The organism is Blautia pseudococcoides (assembly GCF_001689125.2).
GTDB classification, from domain to species: Bacteria; Bacillota; Clostridia; order Lachnospirales; family Lachnospiraceae; genus Blautia; species Blautia pseudococcoides.
The window spans coordinates 1,475,379-1,495,339 of record NZ_CP015405.2 but is presented as its reverse complement, the minus strand read 5'-3'; the positions used below and the strand labels follow the sequence as shown (position 1 = coordinate 1,495,339).

At 46.9% G+C, this 19,961-nt stretch carries 21 protein-coding genes; 20 read left to right on the top strand and 1 reads right to left on the bottom strand.

What is annotated here, in order from left to right; all coding sequences use genetic code 11:
* Positions 1-2: 2 nt before the first annotated feature.
* From A4V09_RS07005 to A4V09_RS06945, 13 genes are all read left to right on the top strand, one after another.
* Entirely contained in the window at positions 3-1,202 is a 1,200-nt protein-coding gene (locus A4V09_RS07005; RefSeq protein WP_065541717.1) for a BaiN/RdsA family NAD(P)/FAD-dependent oxidoreductase, read from the top strand.
* Positions 1,203-1,224: 22 nt separating this feature from the next.
* Positions 1,225-2,817 (top strand): NAD(P)/FAD-dependent oxidoreductase, encoded by a 1,593-nt coding sequence (locus A4V09_RS07000; protein WP_065541716.1) that lies wholly within the window; start codon positions 1,225-1,227, stop codon positions 2,815-2,817.
* A 95-nt stretch (positions 2,818-2,912) separates the two neighbouring features.
* A complete protein-coding gene (radC, locus tag A4V09_RS06995; RefSeq protein WP_065541715.1) occupies positions 2,913-3,611 on the top strand; it encodes a RadC family protein in 699 nt (232 codons plus the stop codon).
* 62 nt (positions 3,612-3,673) lie between these two features.
* Entirely contained in the window at positions 3,674-4,666 is a 993-nt protein-coding gene (locus A4V09_RS06990) for a rod shape-determining protein (RefSeq protein WP_065541714.1), read from the top strand.
* 61 nt (positions 4,667-4,727) lie between these two features.
* Positions 4,728-5,585, top strand: coding sequence for a rod shape-determining protein MreC (gene mreC / locus A4V09_RS06985; RefSeq protein ID WP_065544678.1), 858 nt, complete (start codon positions 4,728-4,730; stop codon positions 5,583-5,585).
* Positions 5,586-6,119: a rod shape-determining protein MreD gene (mreD, locus tag A4V09_RS06980; protein WP_084043466.1), complete on the top strand. Its 534-nt coding sequence runs from the start codon at positions 5,586-5,588 to the stop codon at positions 6,117-6,119. It abuts the gene before it with no gap.
* Entirely contained in the window at positions 6,104-8,998 is a 2,895-nt protein-coding gene (locus A4V09_RS06975) for a penicillin-binding transpeptidase domain-containing protein (protein ID WP_065541713.1), read from the top strand. The genes mreD and A4V09_RS06975 overlap by 16 nt, the downstream gene beginning before the upstream one ends.
* 119 nt (positions 8,999-9,117) lie before the next feature.
* Positions 9,118-9,906, top strand: a complete 789-nt coding sequence (gene minD, locus A4V09_RS06970) for a septum site-determining protein MinD (RefSeq protein ID WP_033142419.1) — start codon at positions 9,118-9,120, stop codon at positions 9,904-9,906.
* A gap of 20 nt (positions 9,907-9,926) precedes the next feature.
* A complete protein-coding gene (gene minE, locus A4V09_RS06965; protein WP_242964008.1) occupies positions 9,927-10,181 on the top strand; it encodes a cell division topological specificity factor MinE in 255 nt (84 codons plus the stop codon).
* A 43-nt stretch (positions 10,182-10,224) separates the two neighbouring features.
* Positions 10,225-11,355 (top strand): FtsW/RodA/SpoVE family cell cycle protein, encoded by a 1,131-nt coding sequence (locus tag A4V09_RS06960; protein ID WP_065541711.1) that lies wholly within the window; start codon positions 10,225-10,227, stop codon positions 11,353-11,355.
* On the top strand, positions 11,352-11,747 hold the full coding sequence (locus A4V09_RS06955) for a methylglyoxal synthase (RefSeq protein WP_065541710.1): 396 nt from the start codon (positions 11,352-11,354) through the stop codon (positions 11,745-11,747). Before A4V09_RS06960 ends, A4V09_RS06955 begins: the two co-directional genes overlap by 4 nt.
* Complete coding sequence (locus tag A4V09_RS06950; RefSeq protein WP_065541709.1) at positions 11,731-12,780, top strand: D-alanyl-D-alanine carboxypeptidase family protein; 1,050 nt, start codon at positions 11,731-11,733, stop codon at positions 12,778-12,780. The genes A4V09_RS06955 and A4V09_RS06950 overlap by 17 nt, the downstream gene beginning before the upstream one ends.
* A 141-nt stretch (positions 12,781-12,921) precedes the next feature.
* Positions 12,922-13,347: a twitching motility protein PilT gene (locus A4V09_RS06945; RefSeq protein ID WP_065541708.1), complete on the top strand. Its 426-nt coding sequence runs from the start codon at positions 12,922-12,924 to the stop codon at positions 13,345-13,347.
* A 79-nt stretch (positions 13,348-13,426) separates the two neighbouring features.
* Here A4V09_RS06945 and A4V09_RS06940 read toward each other — a convergent pair whose 3' ends face one another.
* Positions 13,427-13,639 (bottom strand): DUF378 domain-containing protein, encoded by a 213-nt coding sequence (locus A4V09_RS06940; protein ID WP_065541707.1) that lies wholly within the window; start codon positions 13,637-13,639, stop codon positions 13,427-13,429.
* 146 nt (positions 13,640-13,785) lie between these two features.
* Here A4V09_RS06940 and A4V09_RS06935 point away from each other — a divergent pair, with 146 nt between their 5' ends.
* From A4V09_RS06935 to A4V09_RS06905, 7 genes are read left to right on the top strand one after another with little or no spacing between them, the layout of a single operon-like run.
* Positions 13,786-15,252, top strand: a complete 1,467-nt coding sequence (locus tag A4V09_RS06935) for a biotin/lipoyl attachment domain-containing protein (RefSeq protein ID WP_242964002.1) — start codon at positions 13,786-13,788, stop codon at positions 15,250-15,252.
* Between the two features lie 13 nt (positions 15,253-15,265).
* The gene (locus A4V09_RS06930; protein WP_065541705.1) at positions 15,266-15,961 is read left to right on the top strand and encodes a YggS family pyridoxal phosphate-dependent enzyme; all 696 of its coding nucleotides are present in this window, start codon (positions 15,266-15,268) and stop codon (positions 15,959-15,961) included.
* A gap of 16 nt (positions 15,962-15,977) precedes the next feature.
* Positions 15,978-16,574: a cell division protein SepF gene (locus A4V09_RS06925; RefSeq protein ID WP_065541704.1), complete on the top strand. Its 597-nt coding sequence runs from the start codon at positions 15,978-15,980 to the stop codon at positions 16,572-16,574.
* 18 nt (positions 16,575-16,592) lie between these two features.
* Positions 16,593-17,345, top strand: coding sequence for a YlmH family RNA-binding protein (locus A4V09_RS06920; RefSeq protein WP_065541703.1), 753 nt, complete (start codon positions 16,593-16,595; stop codon positions 17,343-17,345).
* A gap of 16 nt (positions 17,346-17,361) precedes the next feature.
* Positions 17,362-18,453 carry a 3-dehydroquinate synthase gene (gene aroB / locus A4V09_RS06915; protein ID WP_065541702.1) on the top strand — a complete coding sequence of 364 codons (1,092 nt, stop codon included), beginning with the start codon at positions 17,362-17,364 and terminating at the stop codon, positions 18,451-18,453.
* Positions 18,454-18,469: 16 nt separating this feature from the next.
* A complete protein-coding gene (gene lspA / locus A4V09_RS06910) occupies positions 18,470-18,991 on the top strand; it encodes a signal peptidase II (protein WP_065541701.1) in 522 nt (173 codons plus the stop codon).
* Positions 18,988-19,902 carry an RluA family pseudouridine synthase gene (locus A4V09_RS06905; RefSeq protein ID WP_065541700.1) on the top strand — a complete coding sequence of 305 codons (915 nt, stop codon included), beginning with the start codon at positions 18,988-18,990 and terminating at the stop codon, positions 19,900-19,902. Before lspA ends, A4V09_RS06905 begins: the two co-directional genes overlap by 4 nt.
* The last annotated feature ends 59 nt before the right edge of the window (positions 19,903-19,961 follow it).

The window sequence follows — 19,961 nt, the reverse complement described above, 5'->3', positions numbered from 1 at the left end:
CCATGAACAAAAAAACTGTCTGTATCATTGGCGGAGGCGCTGCCGGACTGGTATCCGCTATCTTTGCCGCAAGGAACCATGCGTCCGTTATCCTGCTGGAACAAAATGAGAAACCCGGAAGAAAACTTCTGGCGACCGGAAACGGCAGATGTAATCTGACCAATACCTTCCAGCAGCCATCCTGCTACCATGGCCGGCACCCGGAATTTGCATGGAAAGTCATACAGCAGTTTCCTATGCAGAAGACAGTAGCATTTTTCTCAAAACTGGGGATTTATACAAAGAACCGGGAGGGATATCTTTACCCTGCAAGCTTACAGGCGTCCAGTGTCCTGGAGGTTCTGGAAGCGGAAGCGCGTTATCTGAAAGTAAAGATCAAGTGCCGGGAGCAGGTGACGGACATCTGTGTGTGTCCGGACCGGAAACAGGGCAGATGGCAGGTCAAAACCGCAGCCTGGCAGTACAATGCAGACAGTGTGATCATTGCCTGCGGTTCCCCGGCTTCAGAGATTGCAGGTTCCTGCACATCCGGCTATGCATTTGCCCGGAAACTGGGGCACACGCTGATAAAACCCCTTCCTGCCCTGGTCCCCCTGAACTGTAAAGGCAGTTTTTTCTCCAAATGGTCGGGTGTCCGGGCAGAGGCCTGTGTTTCTCTTGTGGTCGGATATGAGATTTTCCGGGAGGAGAGAGGGGAAGTACAGCTCACGGAATACGGCGTTTCAGGGATTCCTGTCTTTCAGTTAAGCGGTCATGCGGTACGGCTTCTGGACGAGGGTGTGCCTGTAAGGCTGCTGCTGGATTTTATGCCGGATTTCACAGAGGAGCCCCTGGAATCCTTTTTAAGGACCAGGCTGGAAAACTGTCCATACAAAACTTTAAAAGAAAGCCTGGTGGGGCTGTTTCCCAAAAAACTCATAGATGTATTAACCCAGGATAACCGGGATGATATCACATCCCTGGTACAAAAGATCAAATGCCTGGAACTGGATGTCAAAGGTCCCCGTTCTTTCAAACAGGCACAGGTATGTTCAGGAGGCGTATCCACAGAGGAATTATCTCCTGAGACAATGGAATCCTCCCTTCATCCGGGTATCTTCTTTGCCGGGGAAGTAGTGGACACAGACGGTATCTGCGGGGGATATAACCTGCAGTGGGCCTGGTCAAGCGCAGCAGCAGCAGGCACACACGCTGCCTGCTGACAGCACAAAGAAAGGTAGATTTATGCTTACCATACAACAATTAAAACTTCCCGTGTCGCACACGGAGGGCGAACTGGAAAAAAAGATCCTAAAAACATTGAAAATTAAAAAAGAAGAGCTTCTCTCCTGGACAATCCGCAAACAATCTCTGGATGCCAGGAAAAAGCCGGAACTTTTTTTTGTATATACGATTGACGCAGAAGTTAAAAAGGAAAACACTATCTTAAAAAGAGTTGACAATAAAATTATTATGTCAACTAAAAGAACCTCTTACACATATCCGCAGCCCGGGAACCTATCCGGGGTTCAGCGGCCCGTGGTAGTGGGCAGCGGTCCGGCAGGTCTTTTCTGTGCCTATTACCTGGCACGGGCAGGCTTGTCCCCTCTTGTGATCGAGCGGGGCGATGATGTGGACAGCCGAATGGAAAAAGTGCAGTCTTTTTGGGACAGCGGTGTTTTGGACACAGAATCCAATGTACAGTTCGGAGAGGGCGGTGCAGGTACTTTCTCAGACGGAAAACTGAATACACTGGTCAAAGACCCTGCCGGAAGAAATCTGGAGGTGCTCCGCCTATTCGTGGAATGTGGTGCCCCACAGGAAATCCTCTATGTGCAGAAACCTCACCTGGGCACAGATTTACTGGTAACGATCGTAAAAAATCTCCGGGGCAGGATAGAGGCATTGGGCGGTGAGATCCGCTTCCGAAGTGCCATGACCGGCATTCATATGGAAAAGGGACAAGTGACCGGCATTGAGATTGATCACAAAGAACAACTATCTGTTACCTGTCTTGTTCTTGCCATCGGACACAGCGCCAGAGACACCTTTTCTCTTTTGGAGAAAAGCGGATTTTCCATGCAGGCCAAATCGTTTGCAGTGGGCCTGCGCATAGAACATCCCCAGACCCTTATTAACCGGTACCAGTACGGTTTGAAAGAACATGATAAGCTGGGGGCCGCCGCCTATAAGCTGACACATAAAGCAGCGGGCGGACGGGGCGTATACAGCTTTTGTATGTGCCCGGGCGGTTATGTGGTCAATGCATCCTCAGAAGAAAACATGCTGGCAGTCAATGGCATGAGCTACCAGGACCGTGCCTCCCAAAATGCCAACAGTGCCATGATCGTCACCGTAACACCGGATGATTATGGTAATACCGGCCCGCTCTCCGGCGTGGAATTCCAAAGAGGCCTGGAAAGGACCGCATACCGTCTCGGCGGCGGCAATATACCCCTTCAGCTTTTCGGGGATTTTAAAGAGGACCGCCCAAGTACCGGTCTTGGACTTGTATCGCCCTGCCTGAAAGGGGGATGGTCATTTGCCAATCTTAGAGAGCTTTTTCCTGCATTTATCAGCCATGCCCTGCAGGAGGGGATCACATATTTTGACCGTATGATCCCCGGATTTTCCAGGGACGACGTGCTGCTTACCGGCGTGGAAAGCCGAACCTCCTCCCCGGTGCGTATTGAGAGGAACACAGAGATGGAGAGCAATATCCGTGGTGTTTATCCCTGCGGGGAAGGTGCCGGATATGCGGGAGGAATCACCTCCGCAGCCATGGATGGATTAAAAATTGGGGAGGCAATTGTGAAAAAAGTGATAAATTTTTGTTAAGCCATATACATCGTTTTTAATCTGTGCTACAATAAAGTCTGCTAAATTTTTTTATGATGCCCATACCATGCTGAAGAGAGTATGTGGAAGATCATATGAATGACAATAGAAAAATCAAAGAAATACCAAATGAAAACCGGCCATACGAAAAGTGTCTGAAGCTTGGCGCCCAGGCACTCACCGATGAAGAACTGCTGGCAGTGCTTTTGCGCTCCGGCTCAAGCGGAAGCTCCTCACTGGAGCTTGCCGGGGAGGTGTTACACCTTTCCCGGGATAAAGAGGGCCTTCCCGGCCTCAACCAATTGAGTCTCCAGCAGTTAAAAAGTATACGGGGGATTGGAACTGTGAAAGCCATACAGCTCAAATGTATCGGTGAACTTTCCAAGAGGATTGCGGTCTCTGTGGCAGAAAAGGGTGTTTCTTTTGATCATCCGGCATCCATTGCCAATTTCTACATGGAGCAGCTCCGCCATCAGGAACAGGAGCTGCTGCTTTGTATGATGCTGGACTGCAAAAATCATCGCCTGGGGGAAGAGATTGTGTTTAAGGGGACTGTCAATATGTCCCTGGTAAACCCGCGGGAGATTTTTCTTGCCGCTCTTTCTTATCATGCGGTGGGAATCCTACTGGTTCACAATCATCCAAGCGGAGATCCGTCCCCAAGTCAGGCGGATATTAAAATCACGAAAAGAGTTCAGAGTGCCGGAGCAATGCTCGGCATCCCGCTTCTGGATCACATCATTATCGGAGACTGCCGTTACATAAGCTTCCGGGAGCAGGGGTTATTAGAATAAAGAATAGAAAGAACGCACACACAGTGATTCTTTCCTGGTCATAAATAAAAGGGGAGCACAATATGCCATTTCATAAAACGTTTGGTGTAGATTTAGGCACCAGTATGGTGAAAATCTATTCCTGCCAGCAGGACACCATCTTAACGGAAAAGAACATGATTGCCATCCGGAACGGAAAACAGATTCTGGCTGCCGGCAATGATGCTTATGAGATTTTTGAAAAAAATCCCTCAAATGTCTCGGTCATCACTCCCATGACATTCGGCAAGATTGCAGATATCAATCACACAGAGATGGTTCTGCATTCGCTTCTGGAGAAAGCAGGGGCCGGTACGGTTTTGGGAAATACACTGTATCTTGCAGTTCCTGCCGATTTATCCGAGATAGAAAAGAGGGCCTACTATACAATAGGTAATTCCAGCAGAAAAAATAAAATATATATGGTAGACAAGACCATTGCCGACGCGGTGGCTCTCGGCATACCTATTAACAAAACAAAAGGCTCCATGGTTGTGAACATCGGAGCACAGAGCTGTGAGATCTCTGTCATTGAAAAGGGCCGTGTGGTTCTGAGTAAGATCGTGGAGATCGGCGGCAAGCAGCTCAATGAATCCATACAGAACATGGTGCGCCGCCGGTGCAATCTGAACATAGGCAGCCGTACGGCCAGGCGCCTGAAATTTTCACTGGCTTATCTGAAGGAAGATAAAAAAGAGGCCCGGAAAGTAGTGGGCGTGGACAGCCTGACCGGTCTGCCCCAGGAGGGAGTCGTGTCCTCCAGAATGGTCTATGAGGCCATTTTGGAGCCTCTTGGCACCATCTGTGAGGAAATACGCTTTTTTCTGGAGCGTATACCGCCCCAGATCCGGCAGAATATTTCCAGGGAAGGCATCAATCTCACCGGAGGCACTACAAAGATTCCTGATATCGAATGGTTCATAAGCAGACAAACAGGACAGAAGGTCTGTCTGTCACGTTTCTATGACCTGTGTACCATATACGGACTCAAAGAAATTATAGGAAGCAAGTCTCTCAGAAAATGGGTGAAACAATAGAGAGCAAAAGAGAACCAATGGACTTTCTGTTGTTATGAATAAAAAGCTGAGGTTTTATAGAATGAAAAAAAAGCATGATTGGAACATAAAAAGTAAACATATCCTGGTTATAATGATTCTGGTGTGCATCAGCCTGATGCTTCTCACCTTTGCAGAGAAATTTCCGGCAGCACCGGTCAGAAAGGCAGCCAGTTACGCAGTCGTACCATTCCAGAACGGCATCAATAAAGTGGGGACCGCATTAAACGAAATGACATCCGGTTTCCGCAATAAGAAAAAGCTGGTGGAGGAAAATGAAAAGCTTCAGAGCAAAGTGGACGAGCTTACCGCTGAAAACAGCCGTCTGACCCAGTCCATCAGCGAACTGGACCGTCTGAAAAAGCTCTATGATCTCGACAAGGAATACAGTGAATATGACAAGGTTGGCGCGGAAGTGATCAGCAAGAACTCGGGCAACTGGTTTTCCACGTTTACCATCAACAAAGGCAGTGATGACGGCATTCAGAAGGACTGCAATGTCATAGCAGGAAGCGGGCTGGTAGGTATCGTCACAGAGGTTGGAAAAAACTGGGCAACGGTCCGTTCCATCATAGATGACACCAGCAATGTAAGTGCCATGACCATGACCACCTCTGACACCTGCATTGTGTCAGGAGATCTGCGTCTGATTGATGAGGGCAAACTGCAGTTTATCCATCTCAAAGATGAGGATGATAAAATACAGGAAGGTGAAAAAATCGTCACATCCGCAACCAGCGACAGATTTCTGAAGGGGATTCTGATAGGATATGTCAGTGAGATAGAAGAAAACCCCAATAACCTTACAAAGACAGGAACGCTCACACCTGCAGTGGATTTTCAACATTTGCAGGAGGTACTTGTGATCAAAGAACTGAAACAGCAGAAGGGAGATTCATAAATGAGAATTCAAAGGAAAGTGGTAACCCTCCTTCTGATTCTGATTTCCGCTATCCTTCAGGGAACTCTTTTCAAAGCGCTTTCCATCGGCTCCATCACGCCGAACCTGCTGTTGATCCTGACAGTTTCCTTTGGTTTTATGCGGGGCAAGAAGAACGGCATCTGGATTGGATTTTTTTGCGGTATTCTGAAAGATCTGCTCTCAGACGGACTGCTCGGTTTTTACGCACTGGTCTACCTGTGCATCGGCTATGCGGCAGGCTGCTGCTGTAAGCTGTTCTACGATGAGGAACTCCGTGTTCCCATCATACTTATGGCTGCAGGGGATTTGGTCTACGGCGGCCTGGTATATGGAATGCAGTATCTGATGCGGGGACGCATAGAGTTTTACTACTATTTTGGAAGGATCATCATCCCGGAAATGATATATACGGTTCTTATGACTGTTCTTCTCTACAGGTTACTCTTTAACATTAACAAGCGGCTGACAGAACTGGAAATGAAGGAGAGAGATTCTATTTGGCTAAGAAAATAAAAAACTTTTTAAAAAAATTATGTATCAAACGAACAACTGTGCTGTTTCTGGTATTTATTCTTATGTTTTTTATCCTGATACAGCATCTTTTCAAACTTCAGATCATAGAAGGCGACGAGTACGCCGACAATTTTAATCTGAGCACCACAAAAACACGTACCATAAAAAGCACCCGCGGAAATATCCGGGACCGCAACGGCCAGCTTCTGGCCCACAACCAGTTGTCCTATTCCATTATACTGGAAGACAATGGAAGCTATGACTCCAACAGGGAGAAAAATCTGACCCTCAACTATGTGGCATATTCCCTGATGAAGATTTTAGAAGCCAACGGCGAGACCCTGGACACCTCCTTTCATATTGTGGTGGATGAGAACGGGGAGTATGCCTTTGACGCAGCTGACTTTACCCTGAACCGTTTCAAAGCCGATGTGTACGGACAGGCGAAAATAGATTCCCTTAAAGAGGATCAGCTCAACGCTTCTCCAAAAAAGATCATGGATTATCTGTGCAGTGCCGAGCGCTTCGGTCTTGTGAACAAAGATGATCCTTATACGGCGGAGGAGTTAAAGAAACATGACCTGCCGGAATCCTTCACTCCGGAGGAAACCCTGGCGATTGTCCGTATCCGTTATGCCCTGTCTGCCAACAGCTTTAAAAAGTATGTGCCGGCAACCATTGCCACTAACGTCAGCGACAATACGGTTGCCATGGTCATGGAGAGCAAGGACAAACTTCAGGGTGTGGACATTATGGAAGATTCCATCCGTGTGTATGACGAGGGCGTATATTTTGCACCCATTATCGGCTATACCGGAAAAGCTTCCGCAGAGGAGCTGGAGGAACTGCAGAAAGACAATCCGGATTACTCCACAGATGCTGTGATCGGTAAGACCGGAATTGAGCAGTATATGGAAACCACCCTTCAGGGAAAAGACGGGGAGGAGCAGGTGACTGTGGACAACCTTGGAAAGGTACTGCAGATCAACGAAGAATCCCGGATCAACCCGGTATCAGGAGATGATGTTTACCTGACAATTGACAAAGACCTTCAGGAAGTGGCATACGAAGTTCTGGAACAGAAAATAGCCGGTATCCTTTCTGATAATATTATTATGGCAAAGGAATTCGACCAGGAATCCACCAACAACGATACCAGCAATATCCGTACACCGATCTATGATGTTTATAATGCGCTCATAGGCAACAGCGTGATTGATACCAGCCATTTTAAAGCGGAGGACGCCTCTGAGACAGAGCAGACGATTTACGGACTTTTTACCCAGAAGCAGGCGGAAGTCTTTGAAGCCATCCGGCAGGAACTTACCGCTGCCGCACCGGAAGCTTACAAAGACCTTCCAAAAGAAATGCAGGAGTACCAGAGTTATATTGTCAATGACTTCCTTATGAATAAAAAGGGAATCCTGTCCATGGATGCTATCGATGCCAGTGACCCGACTTATATTGCCTGGACAAAGGACAGCTCCATAAGCTTAAAAGAATTTTTAACATATGCGGTAAGCCAGAACTGGATCGACATTTCCCAGTTTTATGCTGAGGGGGATTATCTGGACTCCACAGAAGTCTATAATGCTCTTTCCGAGTATCTGACAGAGTCCCTGACAAATGATTCCCAGTTCTCCAAAATCATATATAAGTATATGATACTGTCAGACACCATATCCGGAAACCAGCTCTGCCTGGTGCTCTATGACCAGGGAATCCTGGAGGCAGATGAGGAATCCTATAATGCACTTGCCTCCGGTCAGAAAAAGTCTTATGATTTCCTGAAAGAAAAAATCAGTAACCTGGAGATCACCCCGGCCCAGCTGGCCCTTGACCCCTGTTCCGGATCTTTGGTCATGACAGATACAAAATCCGGGGAAGTCCTGGCTTGTGTCACCTATCCGGGGTATGACAATAACCGTCTGGCAAACCAGATGGATGTGGATTATTACGCCAAGCTTTCCCTTGACCTTTCAAGGCCCTTCTTTAATAAAGCCACACAGCAGAAGACCGCGCCCGGTTCCACCTTTAAAATTGTGACAGCGGTTGCGGGAATGGAAGAGGGGATTGTTGACAACAATTATGGTGTGACCTGTACCGGTGAATTCACCAAAGTCACGCCTCCTATTAAGTGCTGGCTGCATACCGGACATGGATATCTGGGAATACAGGGCGCCATTAAAAACTCCTGTAATACTTTCTTTAACCAGGTTGTCTATGATATGGGAACCGACAATGACGGAAACTTTTCAGATTCACTTGGACTTGAAAAACTTCGGAAATATGCAGAGCTGTTCCAGTTAGACCAGAAATCAGGACTAGAGATCACAGAGGCCGAACCACAGATCACGGACGAAGCTGCCGTGGCATCTGCCATCGGACAGGGTACCAACAACTACACGACCTCACAACTGGCACGCTATGCCACCACAATCGCAAGCCGGGGAAACATTTATTCGTTGTCCCTTCTTGATAAAGTTACAGACTCCAAAGGAAACCTCATCGAAGACTACACACCGGAGTTAAAGGCTACTATGGACATTCCGAACAATGAGTGGGATATCATTCATGCAGGAATGCGGGAAGTGGTAGAGAACAATGAAGCCTTCCAGGACTTTGATTACCCGGTATCCGGTAAGACCGGTACCGCCCAGGAAGTAACAACCCGGCCCAGCCACGGACTTTTCATCGGATTTGCCCCATCGGACAATCCGGAGATCGCCATGGCAGTCCGCATTGCCAATGGATACAGTTCCACCAATGCGGCAGCAGTAGCAAAAGATGTAATCAGCTATAAGTACAATCTTGTGGAGAAAGATGCGATAGTTACCGGAACGGCATCCGCAGGCGGAAGTACACAGCAGACAGACTAAACCTTTTTTGAGTCTTGAAAATACGCACGAAAAGTAAAGGCGGTTAATGCCACAGCTGCGTAACAGTTCAGCTTGTTTAACGGTTACGCAGCTTCAAAAAGGATTTAGGAGGATAGGATATGAGTGAAATTATTGTAGTGACTTCCGGAAAAGGCGGGGTCGGAAAAACCACCGTTACGGCAAACCTGGGGCTTGGACTTGCAAAGCTCAACAAAAAGGTTGTCGTAGTGGACACGGATATCGGGCTTAGGAACCTGGATGTGGTCCTTGGGCTTGAGAACAGGATTGTCTATAATCTCATTGATGTCATTGAGGGGAGCTGCCGCATGAAACAGGCGCTCATCCGGGACAAGCAGTGTGACAATCTCTGCCTGCTTCCCTCTGCCCAGACCAGAGACAAGACAGCTATCACACCTGAACAGATGATTAAACTGACAGATGATCTGTCGGAAGAGTTTGACTATATTCTGCTGGACTGCCCTGCAGGCATTGAACAGGGCTTTAAAAACGCCATTGCGGGGGCTAACCGGGCCATTGTGGTCACTACGCCTGAGGTTTCCGCCATCCGCGACGCAGACCGTATTATCGGGCTTCTACAGGCAAATGAAATGCCGAGAGTGCAGCTTATCATCAACCGCCTGCGTATGGATATGATAAGGCGTGGGGAAATGATGTCCGTGGAGGATGTGACGGAGATCCTGGCTGTGGAACTTTTAGGCGCGATTCCGGATGATGAGGCTGTGGTCATTGCCACCAATCAGGGAGAGCCTCTCTGCGGGCAGGACTCCATGTCAGGACAGGCATTTTTAAACATCTGCCGCAGGATAGCGGGGGAGGATGTACCTTTCCTGAATTTCCAGGCAAAGCAGGGTGTGTTTAAAAGGCTGTCCGGTATCTTTAAAAAATAATAAGGTAAGGGAGGGCCTGCGTGTTGATTCATTTTCGGAATAAACGTTCCGGTCATGTAGCAAAGGACCGGCTGAAGCTTCTCCTCGTATCCGAGAGGCTGGATTGTTCTCCACAAATGATGACCATGCTTCAAAACGATATGGTCCGTGCCGTGAGTAAATATTTCACTGTACAGGAACAAAAAGTGGAGATCCGTTATTTGAAGGATACCACCACCGTTTTGGCAAAGATTCCTCTGAAAGCAGATATACAGGAATCTTATCCCGGTTTTTAGGAACAGGTAAAAAAGGACTTTAAGGATAAAACTAGGTGTTTTCATGATTAAACAATATAAACTACGCGACTATAATTTCAGACTGGTGCTGTTTCTGGTTGTACTCACCTTCATGGGGGTGCTGCTGGTTGGAAGTGCGGAACCGGATCTGCAGAAGAAGCAGTTCTTTGGTATGATGCTGGGACTTTTTGTCATGGTGGTCATATCCCTGATGGATTTCAGCTGGATCCTGAATTTTTACTGGATCATGTATGTGGGCAATATTCTCATGCTTCTTCTGGTACGGCTGTTTGGTACAGAGTCCAAAGGAGCTGCCAGATGGCTGCGGATCGGAAGTTTCCAGTTCCAGCCCACAGAGCTGTCGAAGATCATCATCATTCTGTTTCTCGCACGCTACTTAATGGAACACGAAGAAGATTTGAATACATTAAAGACAATATTGAAGACCGTCGTGCTGATCGCCGTACCTCTGATTTTGATCTTTAGTCAGCCGGACTTGAAAAATACCATTACACTTGCTATACTTTTCTGTATCATGCTGTATCTTGCCGGGCTGAGTTATAAAATTATAGGCGGAACGCTGCTGATAGCCATCCCTTTGGTGGTTGTATTTCTTTTCATAGTCATACAGCCTGACCAGAAACTACTGGATGATTACCAGAGAAACCGGATTATGACCTTCCTCTATCCGGAGGAGGAGGAATACTCTGACGATGTTCTTCAGCAGCAGAATTCTATCATGGCCATCGGTTCAGGAAAACTTACAGGAAAAGGCCTGAATAATAATGAAGTGGCATCAGCCAACAAAGGCAATTTTGTATCAGAGAGCCAGACAGACTTTATATTTTCCGTTGCAGGTGAGGAATTGGGATTTTTGGGCTGTACGGCTTTGCTGCTGCTTTTGTTTTTGATCATCTTTGAAAGTATGAAGACGGGTAGGAGGGCCAAGGATCTATCCGGCAGCCTCATATGCTACGGTATGGCTTCCATTATAGCAGTACAGAGCTTTATCAACATTTGTGTGGCAACGGGACTCAGCCCCAACACGGGTACGCCGCTTCCCTTTGTCAGCTACGGGCTTTCTTCCATGGTAAGCCTTTATATCGGTATGGGGCTGGTATTAAATGTCAGCCTTCAGAAAAACAGAACCTACAGGGAGGTAGAAAAATCGTGAACATCGGATTAATTGCACACAACTCTAAGAAAAAATTAATGCAGAACTTCTGTGTTGCCTACAGGAGTATTCTTTCAAAAAACCAGCTATTCGCCACGGGTACCACAGGCAGGCTCATTGAGGAGGCTTCCAATTTGAATGTACACAAGTTCCTGGCCGGTCATCTGGGCGGAGAACAGCAGATGGGAGCGCTGATCGAACAGAACCAGATGGATCTCATCATCTATCTGCGGGAACCACTGGCGCCTCAGAAACATGATCCGGATGTAAAGCGGATTTTTCATCTGTGTGATACACATAATATACCACTGGCAACCAATCTTGCCACGGCAGAAATGATGATCAGATCACTTGACAGAGGAGAGTTAGACTGGCGTGAAATGTACAAATAAACCGAAAAAAAGGCTATCCAAAAAGGCACAGAGAAGGCGTAAGATCAAGCGTACCCTGTTTCTCGGCATGTTTTTTGTTATCCTGCTGTTAGCAGGTGTGCTGGGGATCTTCATGCTGAAGGGTAAACAGGCCGTGGATGCGCCTATGGCGTTCAGGCTGACTACGGAAGTGTTTGGTCAGACCATAGGCGAGGATTCCCTGGTAGCAGAAGGTGTGGCAGCAGATTTGTGCGTGGGTGCAGGTGATACACCGCTTGACGGGATTGAGGCCCAGGGAGAAGAAAGAGCAGCGTTGTTTGATATTCAGGACAAAAAACTGCTTTTTTCAAAATCGCTGTATGAAAAGTCTTATCCGGCCAGTATTACTAAGATCATGACAGCACTGGCAGCACTCGGCAAAGCCAACATGGATGAAATTGTGACCATTCAGGCACAGGATGTCCAGCTGGAGGCGGATTCCCAGGTCTGCGGACTTGTGGAGGGAGACCAGATATCCATGGACCAGCTCTTCCATGCACTTCTTGTCTATTCAGCCAATGATGCGGCGATGGCGATTGCCAGAACCGTGGGCGGCAGTGTGGAAGGCTTTGTGGATATGATGAATGAGGAAGCCCAGCGCCTGGGCATGACAGGGACACATTTTGTGAATCCGCACGGACTTCACGATGAAGATCACTATACAACGGTATATGACATCTATCTGATGCTCAATGAAGCCATGAAACATCAGGAGTTCACAGATATTACCCAGCTAAGTAACTATACCATCAACTATAAGTCAGCGGACGGTACCCAGATGCAGAAGTGGCTGGACGCCACAGACCAGTATCTGACAGGGGAGTCCAGCGCACCGAAAGGAGTTACTATTCTGGGCGGTAAGACCGGAACCACTGCCAAAGCGGGAAACTGTTTGGCTCTTATGGTTCAGAATAACTATGGGGAACCTTATGTTTCCATCGTTCTGAATGCGGAAAACAAACCCGTTTTGTATGAGCGCATGAACCAGCTTCTTGAGAAAGTGAACCGTTCCTAAAGAAAAAATGAAATTTCAAAAAATAGCAGAATTTTTTTATTTTACCATTGTATTTTTGAACGAAATGCACTATAATTAATTCCAAGATAACCACGTTTTTAGTAAATATACATATTACGTGCGGCTAAGGAGGAAAATGCGATGGTTCAGTTAATTGTAGGTGAAAAAGGTAAAGGAAAGACGAAAATTCTTCTAGACAAGGCTAATGCTGAGGTCAGGAACGCGAACGGCTCAGTTGTTTACTTAGATAAGAGTGCAAAGCATATGTATGAGCTGAATAATAAAATCCGTCTGATAGATGTGATGGAATACGGTATAGAAAACAGTGATGAGTTTGTTGGTTTTATCCGCGGTATTGTTTCCCAGGATCATGATCTTGAGCAGATGTATCTGGATGGTTTCCTGAAGATCTCCAGACTGGAAAATTCCCCGGAGAACATTTCAAAGGTTATGGCCAGCCTTGAGAAGATTGCAGAGTGTTATAATATTTCCTTTATTATCAGCCTTTCAAAAGACGAAAAGGATCTTCCTGAAGATGTGAGACATATGATTATCACATCTTTGTAAATAAACAAAAACGAATGAGTAAAAAAGCCGCTGCACACCCTGAAAAGACAGGCGTGCGGCGGCTTTTTTCTGCGCGTGCTCAGCGGTCACCCATAGATGTGATCCTTCCGAAGAGGCTCAGCAGATAGAGTCCGCAGATTCCTACAATGACATATACAACTCTTGAAAGCCATGTCATGTCTCCGAACAGGAAGGTAACCAAATTGAAACGGAACAGTCCGATCAACCCCCAATTGAGGGCGCCGATAACGGTAATAACTAATGCGGTATAATCTAATCCATTTGATTTCATGATAATTCCTCCTTTATCTTTTTCTATTTTCTGCATTATTTATAATTTTTATACAATAAAATTGGCTATTGTACTTAAATGCCGAAAATGTTAAAATGGAAAACGATAATGAAAGGAGATTTTCATTCCAATTGAGAGAAAAAATATTGACATTTATAAAAAAACTGCTGAGTATCATCAAAAAAATATTTACTTTTAATATTGCCACACTGCTTTTTGGAGCACTGTTTATTTACATGCTGATCACTGTTCTGCTTTACATCACCTCCACCCACGTCACCTCCTATCAGGTAACGGCAGGTCCTCTCTCCAGGAATCCTGTCTGTACAGCGCTGGCGGTACGCGACGAGGAGGTTGTCACTGCCGACAGCCCGGGCTATATACGTTACTATGCCAGGGAAGGCATGAAAGTACGAAAGGGCGGCAATGTCTATGCCCTGAGCGATACCAAAAACGTCAAGTCTGATATCACCCTGTCCAAAGACCAGCTAGAGCAAGTCCGCACGAGGATCGCTGATTTTTCCAATAACTTCAGCGGAACGGATTTTTACGATGCTTACAGTTTTAAATATGAAATGCAGGGCCTGATCTTTCAGCAGGCATCCTCCCAGGGGACGGCGCCGGCTGACGCTGTGGAGGACCAGGATGAGGAGGACAGTGATGTGACCGTCATCCGGGGTTCCATGACTTTTGGAAACCAAGTGGTACATACATCCCCCAGCGCAGGTCTTGTTATATATTCCACAGACGGATATGAAGGAAAAACCGTTGAGGACCTGACAGAGGAAGATTTTAATCAAAAAGCCTATGAAAAAAATGACCTGCTCACAGACGGGCAGGCCAAAGCCGGAGATGCTGTGTACAAACTGGTCAAAGATGACAACTGGACCCTCATGGTGCCTCTATCCGACAAACTGGCTGCTAAACTGGCAGACCGCAAAAGTATCAAAGTGAAGTTTCTAAAAGATGGAGAGACACAGACCGGGCAGCTCTCCCTTATGAATGTGGGAAACCAGAAGGTGGCAAAAATCACACTAAAAAATGGTATGGTGCGCTATGCCTCTGACCGATTCCTCAAAATAGAACTGGTCATCAATACCCAGAGCGGGCTGAAAATCCCCATGCGTTCTATTGTGACCAAAGAATTTTATATCATTCCCTCCTCTTTCCTGACCAAAGGAGGAAATGAAAATTCAGCCGGGTTCCTGCGGGAGACAGCCACTAAAGGCGGAGACAAGACAACAGAGTTTGTATCTGCCACTATTTATAAGAACACAGCAGAAGAGAACCAGGATGGCGAAGTATCCGAAGATACAGAGAATACGGCAGCCCAGGATGGGTACTGTTATGTGGATAAACAGACCTTCCAGGACGGGGATGTCCTGCATAAGCCGGAAACACAGGAAACCTTTGTGGTAGGTGAGATTGATTATCTGGAAGGTGTTTACAGTATGAACAAAGGATATGCGGTATTCAGACAAATTGATATCATTGACCAGAATGAAGAATACTGTATTGTAAAACCCAACACGTCTTACGGTCTGGAAGCCTTTGACAGGATTGTGGATGACGGAGAGAGCGTAAAAGAAGAAGATATACTGACTGGAAAGTAAGGAGAGATGAAACATGAGTGTATGTGAAAATTATCTTGCAGTGGAAGAAAAAGTAAAGGAAGCCTGCCGCCGGGCAGGAAGAAACCGGGATGAGGTTACCCTCATCGCTGTGAGCAAGACAAAACCCATGTCTATGATCGAGGAACTGCTGCCTCTGGGCGTAGTGGATTTCGGTGAGAACAAGGTACAGGAGCTGACAGCCAAGGAGGAGGCACTTCCCTCAGGTATTCACTGGCATATGATTGGACATTTACAGAGAAATAAAGTAAAATACATGGTGGACAAGGCCTGTCTGATCCATTCGGTGGATTCCCTCCGTCTGGCAGAGACTGTCAGCCAGGAAGCCGGAAAGAAAGGCGTCACAGCCAATATTCTCATTGAGGTCAATGTGGCCGGTGAGGACAGCAAATTCGGTGTCCGCCCGGAAGAGACGGCAGCACTGGCAGAGACCATTTCAAAACTTCCGAATATTTCGGTAAAGGGCCTGATGACTATCGCTCCATTTGTAGAAAATGCTGAAGAAAACAGGGAAGTTTTTAGAAATTTAAGAAAATTAAGTGTTGACATTGAAGAGAAAAAATTTAATAATGTTACTATGGCTGTGCTCAGCATGGGCATGACTGGTGATTATGAGGTTGCCATTGAAGAGGGTGCCACCATGGTCCGTGTAGGAACCGGCATCTTCGGAGAAAGAGATTATAGCAAATAAGATTGGAGATTTTATCATGGGTGTTTTAGATAAGTTTTTAGATGCAATCAAAGTGAACGACGATTACGACGACGACGAATTTCTGGATGATGAGTTCGATGACGACTTCGATGACGAAAAACCCAAGAGACGTTTCTTCAAAAAATTAGAGGAAGATGATGACGACTTAGATGACTACGAACCGCGCAGAAGAACGGAGAAACAGCCTGCTCCCAAAGCTGCCAAGACAGCCAAACCGCAAAAGACGGTCAAGTCCCCATCTTCAGCTTCCGCTTCCTCCTCCAAGGTTACCCCGATGCGTCAGGTAAAAAGAACAGGCAGCGCGATGGAAGTGTGCGTGATCAAGCCCACCAATATGGAAGATACCAGAGAGATCGCAGATACACTGATCGCTAACTGCACCGTTATCCTGAACCTGGAAGGCCTGGATATGGAAGTTGCACAGAGGATCATTGATTTTACTTCAGGTTCCTGCTATTCCATAGGCGGAAGCCTGCAGAAAGTGTCCAGTTACATATTTATTCTGACACCGGCAAGCGTGGACATTACAGGAGACTATCAGCAGATTTTAAGCGGTGCTTTTGACATCCCGTCCATACGGACCGAATATTAAGGACAGAGTGGACAAACCATGGAAAAAGAAGTTTTATTTGAAAAACGTATGAAAGAGTTAAGTAAGAATGCCTATTACCGCGGTGTTCTTACTTTCTCTGATTTTCTGGACTTAAATGAATTGCATATGTTGCACAGCCTGCCAAAGAATGAATCAGGGGTCAAAGTGGAGACCTTCGGAGGCTATGCATTGGCAGAGCGTCAGATGGCAGCATTCATCCCTGATGCTCTTTTCTTTCAGCAGGATTATCCCATCTCCTGCATCCAGATCCGGCCTGCGGCGGAGAAATTCGCAGAGAGCCTGACGCACAGGGATTATCTGGGAGCTATATTAAACCTTGGTATTGAGAGAAGTAAGATCGGGGATATCCTGGTGAACGGGAAGACAGCCCATGTCTTCTGCCATGAGAACATGGCGCCGTTTCTCATGCAGGAGTTGTGCCGCGTCCGCCATACGAACGTAGTACCAAAGCTTCCCCACGCACTGGAGGATTTGCCTGTTCTGAAAACAGAAAAAGTTTCCGGGACGGTTTCCTCTGTGAGACTGGACAGCGTCATCGCACTGGCATTTTCCACCTCCAGAAGCAGTATCATCTCCCTGATCGAAGGGGGAAAGGTATTTGTGAACGGAAAGAACATTCTCTCCAACGGATATAATCTGAAGGAGGGGGATATTGTGTCTGTGCGCGGCAGAGGAAAATTCCGTTTTGAGGAAGTGGAAGGCATCACAAAAAAGAACAGGTATCATATAAGCCTGGCCAGATATTGTTAAGACAGGAGTGAAAAGAATGACAGCAGACATATTACAGGTTAGAAGAGACGGGGATTTTTCCTATCCCATTATATTCCGCAAGGATTTTTCGGATTTATCTAAGCAGCTTAAGAGACTGGAATTCTCCGGGAGAAAATTCTGCATTGTGACAGACAGCACGGTTGCTCCGCTGTACTTAAATACCGTGAAAAAAGAGCTGGAACGGTGTGCCTGCTTTGTGACTTCCTATGTGCTTCCCGCCGGGGAGGAGAATAAGACACTGGAACAGATCCAGGGGATATACCAGCATTTGATTGAAATGCACTTTGACCGGAAGGATTTTCTGGTTGCCCTCGGAGGCGGTGTGGTAGGCGATATGACCGGATTTGCGGCAGCAACCTATCTGCGGGGAATTGCTTTTATTCAGGTACCCACCACGCTTCTGGCCCAGGTGGACAGCAGTATCGGCGGTAAGACAGGTGTGGATTTCTTAAAATACAAAAATATGGTGGGTGCGTTCCATCAGCCCCGCATGGTATATATGAATGTGAGCACATTGTGCACGCTGCCCCTGGAGCAGTTTTCCTGCGGTATGGGGGAGGTTGTGAAGCACGGATTTATCCGTGACGCCTCCTACTCCCGGTGGCTGTATGAAAACCGTGCAAAGATACTGGCCCTTGACACGGATACCCTTTCCGAGATGATCTGCAGAAGCTGTGTCATCAAAAAGACTGTGGTTGAAAATGACCCCACAGAGCAGGGAGAGCGGGCTGTTCTGAATATGGGCCATACGGTTGGCCACGCAGTTGAAAAGCTAAAGGATTTCCGCCTGCTCCACGGACAGTGCGTGGCAGTCGGCACGGTGGCCTCCGCATACTTATCCATGCGGCGCGGCATGATCACTGTGGAGGAGTATGAAGAGGTAAAGAAGCTTTTGGAGGTCTTTGGCCTGCCTGTTTTCACAGACGGGCTGCGCGCGGAGGAAGTGTTAAGCGTCACAAAGTCCGATAAAAAGATGGAGCAGGGCAGGATCAAATTTATTCTTATGAAAGAACCTGGATACGCGGTGGTGGATAAAACCGTGACAGATGAAGAGCTGCTCACCGCTATCCGGGAAATACTGGAGTAGCCCCAGGGAGATGAACATGAATCGGAAGACGAAAAAAATCACTGTGCTGGTGCAGTTTCTCATCAGCGTAACTCTTTTGACCGGACTGGATCAGTGGACAAAATACCTGGCTGTCCGGCATCTGAAGGATCAGCCGGATATCCCCCTGATTGACAATGTACTCTACCTGCATTATCTGGAAAACAAGGGGGCTGCTTTTGGCCTCTTTCAGAACCAGTTTCTTTTCTTTGGTATTATGACAGTCATCATTTTATGTGCTGTGATCTATGTACTCTGGCATATGCCCCCAGATAAAAAATACCTATTTCTCAGGATTATCTGTTTTGTCATCTGTGCAGGGGCGATCGGCAACTTTATTGACCGTGTCCGGCTGAATTATGTTGTGGATTTTATTTATTTCTCCCCCATTAATTTTCCTGTCTTTAATGTGGCGGATATCTATGTGGTAGTCTCCATGGCATTGTTCCTGATCTCCTTTTTATTTATCTACAAAGAAGAGGATTTTGCGTTTTTATCAGGGAAAGGAAAGAAGAAATGAAAAAAATCTGCCTGTTCGTTGACCCCTCCCTGGCAGGGGAACGCATCGACAAATATCTGGCACTGGAACTTGCGGACTATTCCCGCTCTTTTCTTCAAAAGCAGCTTAAGGAGGGAAACGTCACTGTGGGAGACCGGCCTGTAAAATCCAGTTACCAGCTTTCTGAAGACGAGGAGATTTGTGTCTTTATACCTGATAACCGGGAACCGGATATTCTGCCCGAGGACATCCCTCTGTCTGTCCTTTATGAAGATGAGCACCTTCTTGTGGTGGATAAGCCAAAAGGAATGGTGGTGCATCCAAGCGCAGGCCATTACAGCGGCACATTGGTAAATGCTCTTTTATACCACTGCCGTGGAAATCTCTCCGGCATTAACGGAGTCCTTCGTCCCGGCATTGTACACCGTATTGATAAGGATACCACCGGAGCGCTTCTGGTATGCAAGACGGATCTGGCACACAGGGATCTGGCGCAGCAGCTCAAGGATCACAGCATAACCAGACGCTACCGTGCCATTGTACATGGAAATTTGACTAAGGACGAGGGCGTTGTGGAAGGTCCCATCGGACGTCACCCCACAGAGCGGAAGAAAATGGCTGTCAATCAAAAAAACGGAAAACCCGCTGTCACCCATTATAAGGTTCAGGAACGTTTTGGAAACTACACCTATGTGGAATGCCGCCTGGAAACAGGCCGCACCCATCAGATACGCGTGCACATGAGCAGCATTGGGCATCCGCTTCTGGGGGATATGGTGTACGGACCGAAAAAGTGTCCCGTACCGGGCCTGGAAGGCCAGACACTTCACGCTATGATTTTAGGTTTTATCCATCCGGCCACAAAAGAGTATCTGGAGTTTTCGGCACCTCTTCCAGAATATTTTGAAAAACTTCTCATAAAATTCCGATAAAATAATATAAATTTTATATACAGATTGGATAAAATAGATTATAATAGTTATAGTAAGAT

Excerpts from the sequence above, each read along its gene's own strand:
- A4V09_RS07005 (WP_065541717.1), top strand. The coding sequence starts at position 3 with ATGAACAAAAAAACTGTCTGTATCATTGGCGGAGGCGCTGCCGGACTG.
- A4V09_RS07000 (WP_065541716.1), top strand. The coding sequence starts at position 1,225 with ATGCTTACCATACAACAATTAAAACTTCCCGTGTCGCACACGGAGGGC.
- radC (WP_065541715.1), top strand. The coding sequence starts at position 2,913 with ATGAATGACAATAGAAAAATCAAAGAAATACCAAATGAAAACCGGCCA.
- A4V09_RS06990 (WP_065541714.1), top strand. The coding sequence starts at position 3,674 with ATGCCATTTCATAAAACGTTTGGTGTAGATTTAGGCACCAGTATGGTG.
- mreC (WP_065544678.1), top strand. The coding sequence starts at position 4,728 with ATGAAAAAAAAGCATGATTGGAACATAAAAAGTAAACATATCCTGGTT.
- mreD (WP_084043466.1), top strand. The coding sequence starts at position 5,586 with ATGAGAATTCAAAGGAAAGTGGTAACCCTCCTTCTGATTCTGATTTCC.
- minD (WP_033142419.1), top strand. The coding sequence starts at position 9,118 with ATGAGTGAAATTATTGTAGTGACTTCCGGAAAAGGCGGGGTCGGAAAA.
- A4V09_RS06960 (WP_065541711.1), top strand. The coding sequence starts at position 10,225 with ATGATTAAACAATATAAACTACGCGACTATAATTTCAGACTGGTGCTG.
- A4V09_RS06945 (WP_065541708.1), top strand. The coding sequence starts at position 12,922 with ATGGTTCAGTTAATTGTAGGTGAAAAAGGTAAAGGAAAGACGAAAATT.
- A4V09_RS06940 (WP_065541707.1), bottom strand. The coding sequence starts at position 13,639 with ATGAAATCAAATGGATTAGATTATACCGCATTAGTTATTACCGTTATC.
- A4V09_RS06930 (WP_065541705.1), top strand. The coding sequence starts at position 15,266 with ATGAGTGTATGTGAAAATTATCTTGCAGTGGAAGAAAAAGTAAAGGAA.
- A4V09_RS06925 (WP_065541704.1), top strand. The coding sequence starts at position 15,978 with ATGGGTGTTTTAGATAAGTTTTTAGATGCAATCAAAGTGAACGACGAT.
- A4V09_RS06920 (WP_065541703.1), top strand. The coding sequence starts at position 16,593 with ATGGAAAAAGAAGTTTTATTTGAAAAACGTATGAAAGAGTTAAGTAAG.
- aroB (WP_065541702.1), top strand. The coding sequence starts at position 17,362 with ATGACAGCAGACATATTACAGGTTAGAAGAGACGGGGATTTTTCCTAT.
- lspA (WP_065541701.1), top strand. The coding sequence starts at position 18,470 with ATGAATCGGAAGACGAAAAAAATCACTGTGCTGGTGCAGTTTCTCATC.
- A4V09_RS06905 (WP_065541700.1), top strand. The coding sequence starts at position 18,988 with ATGAAAAAAATCTGCCTGTTCGTTGACCCCTCCCTGGCAGGGGAACGC.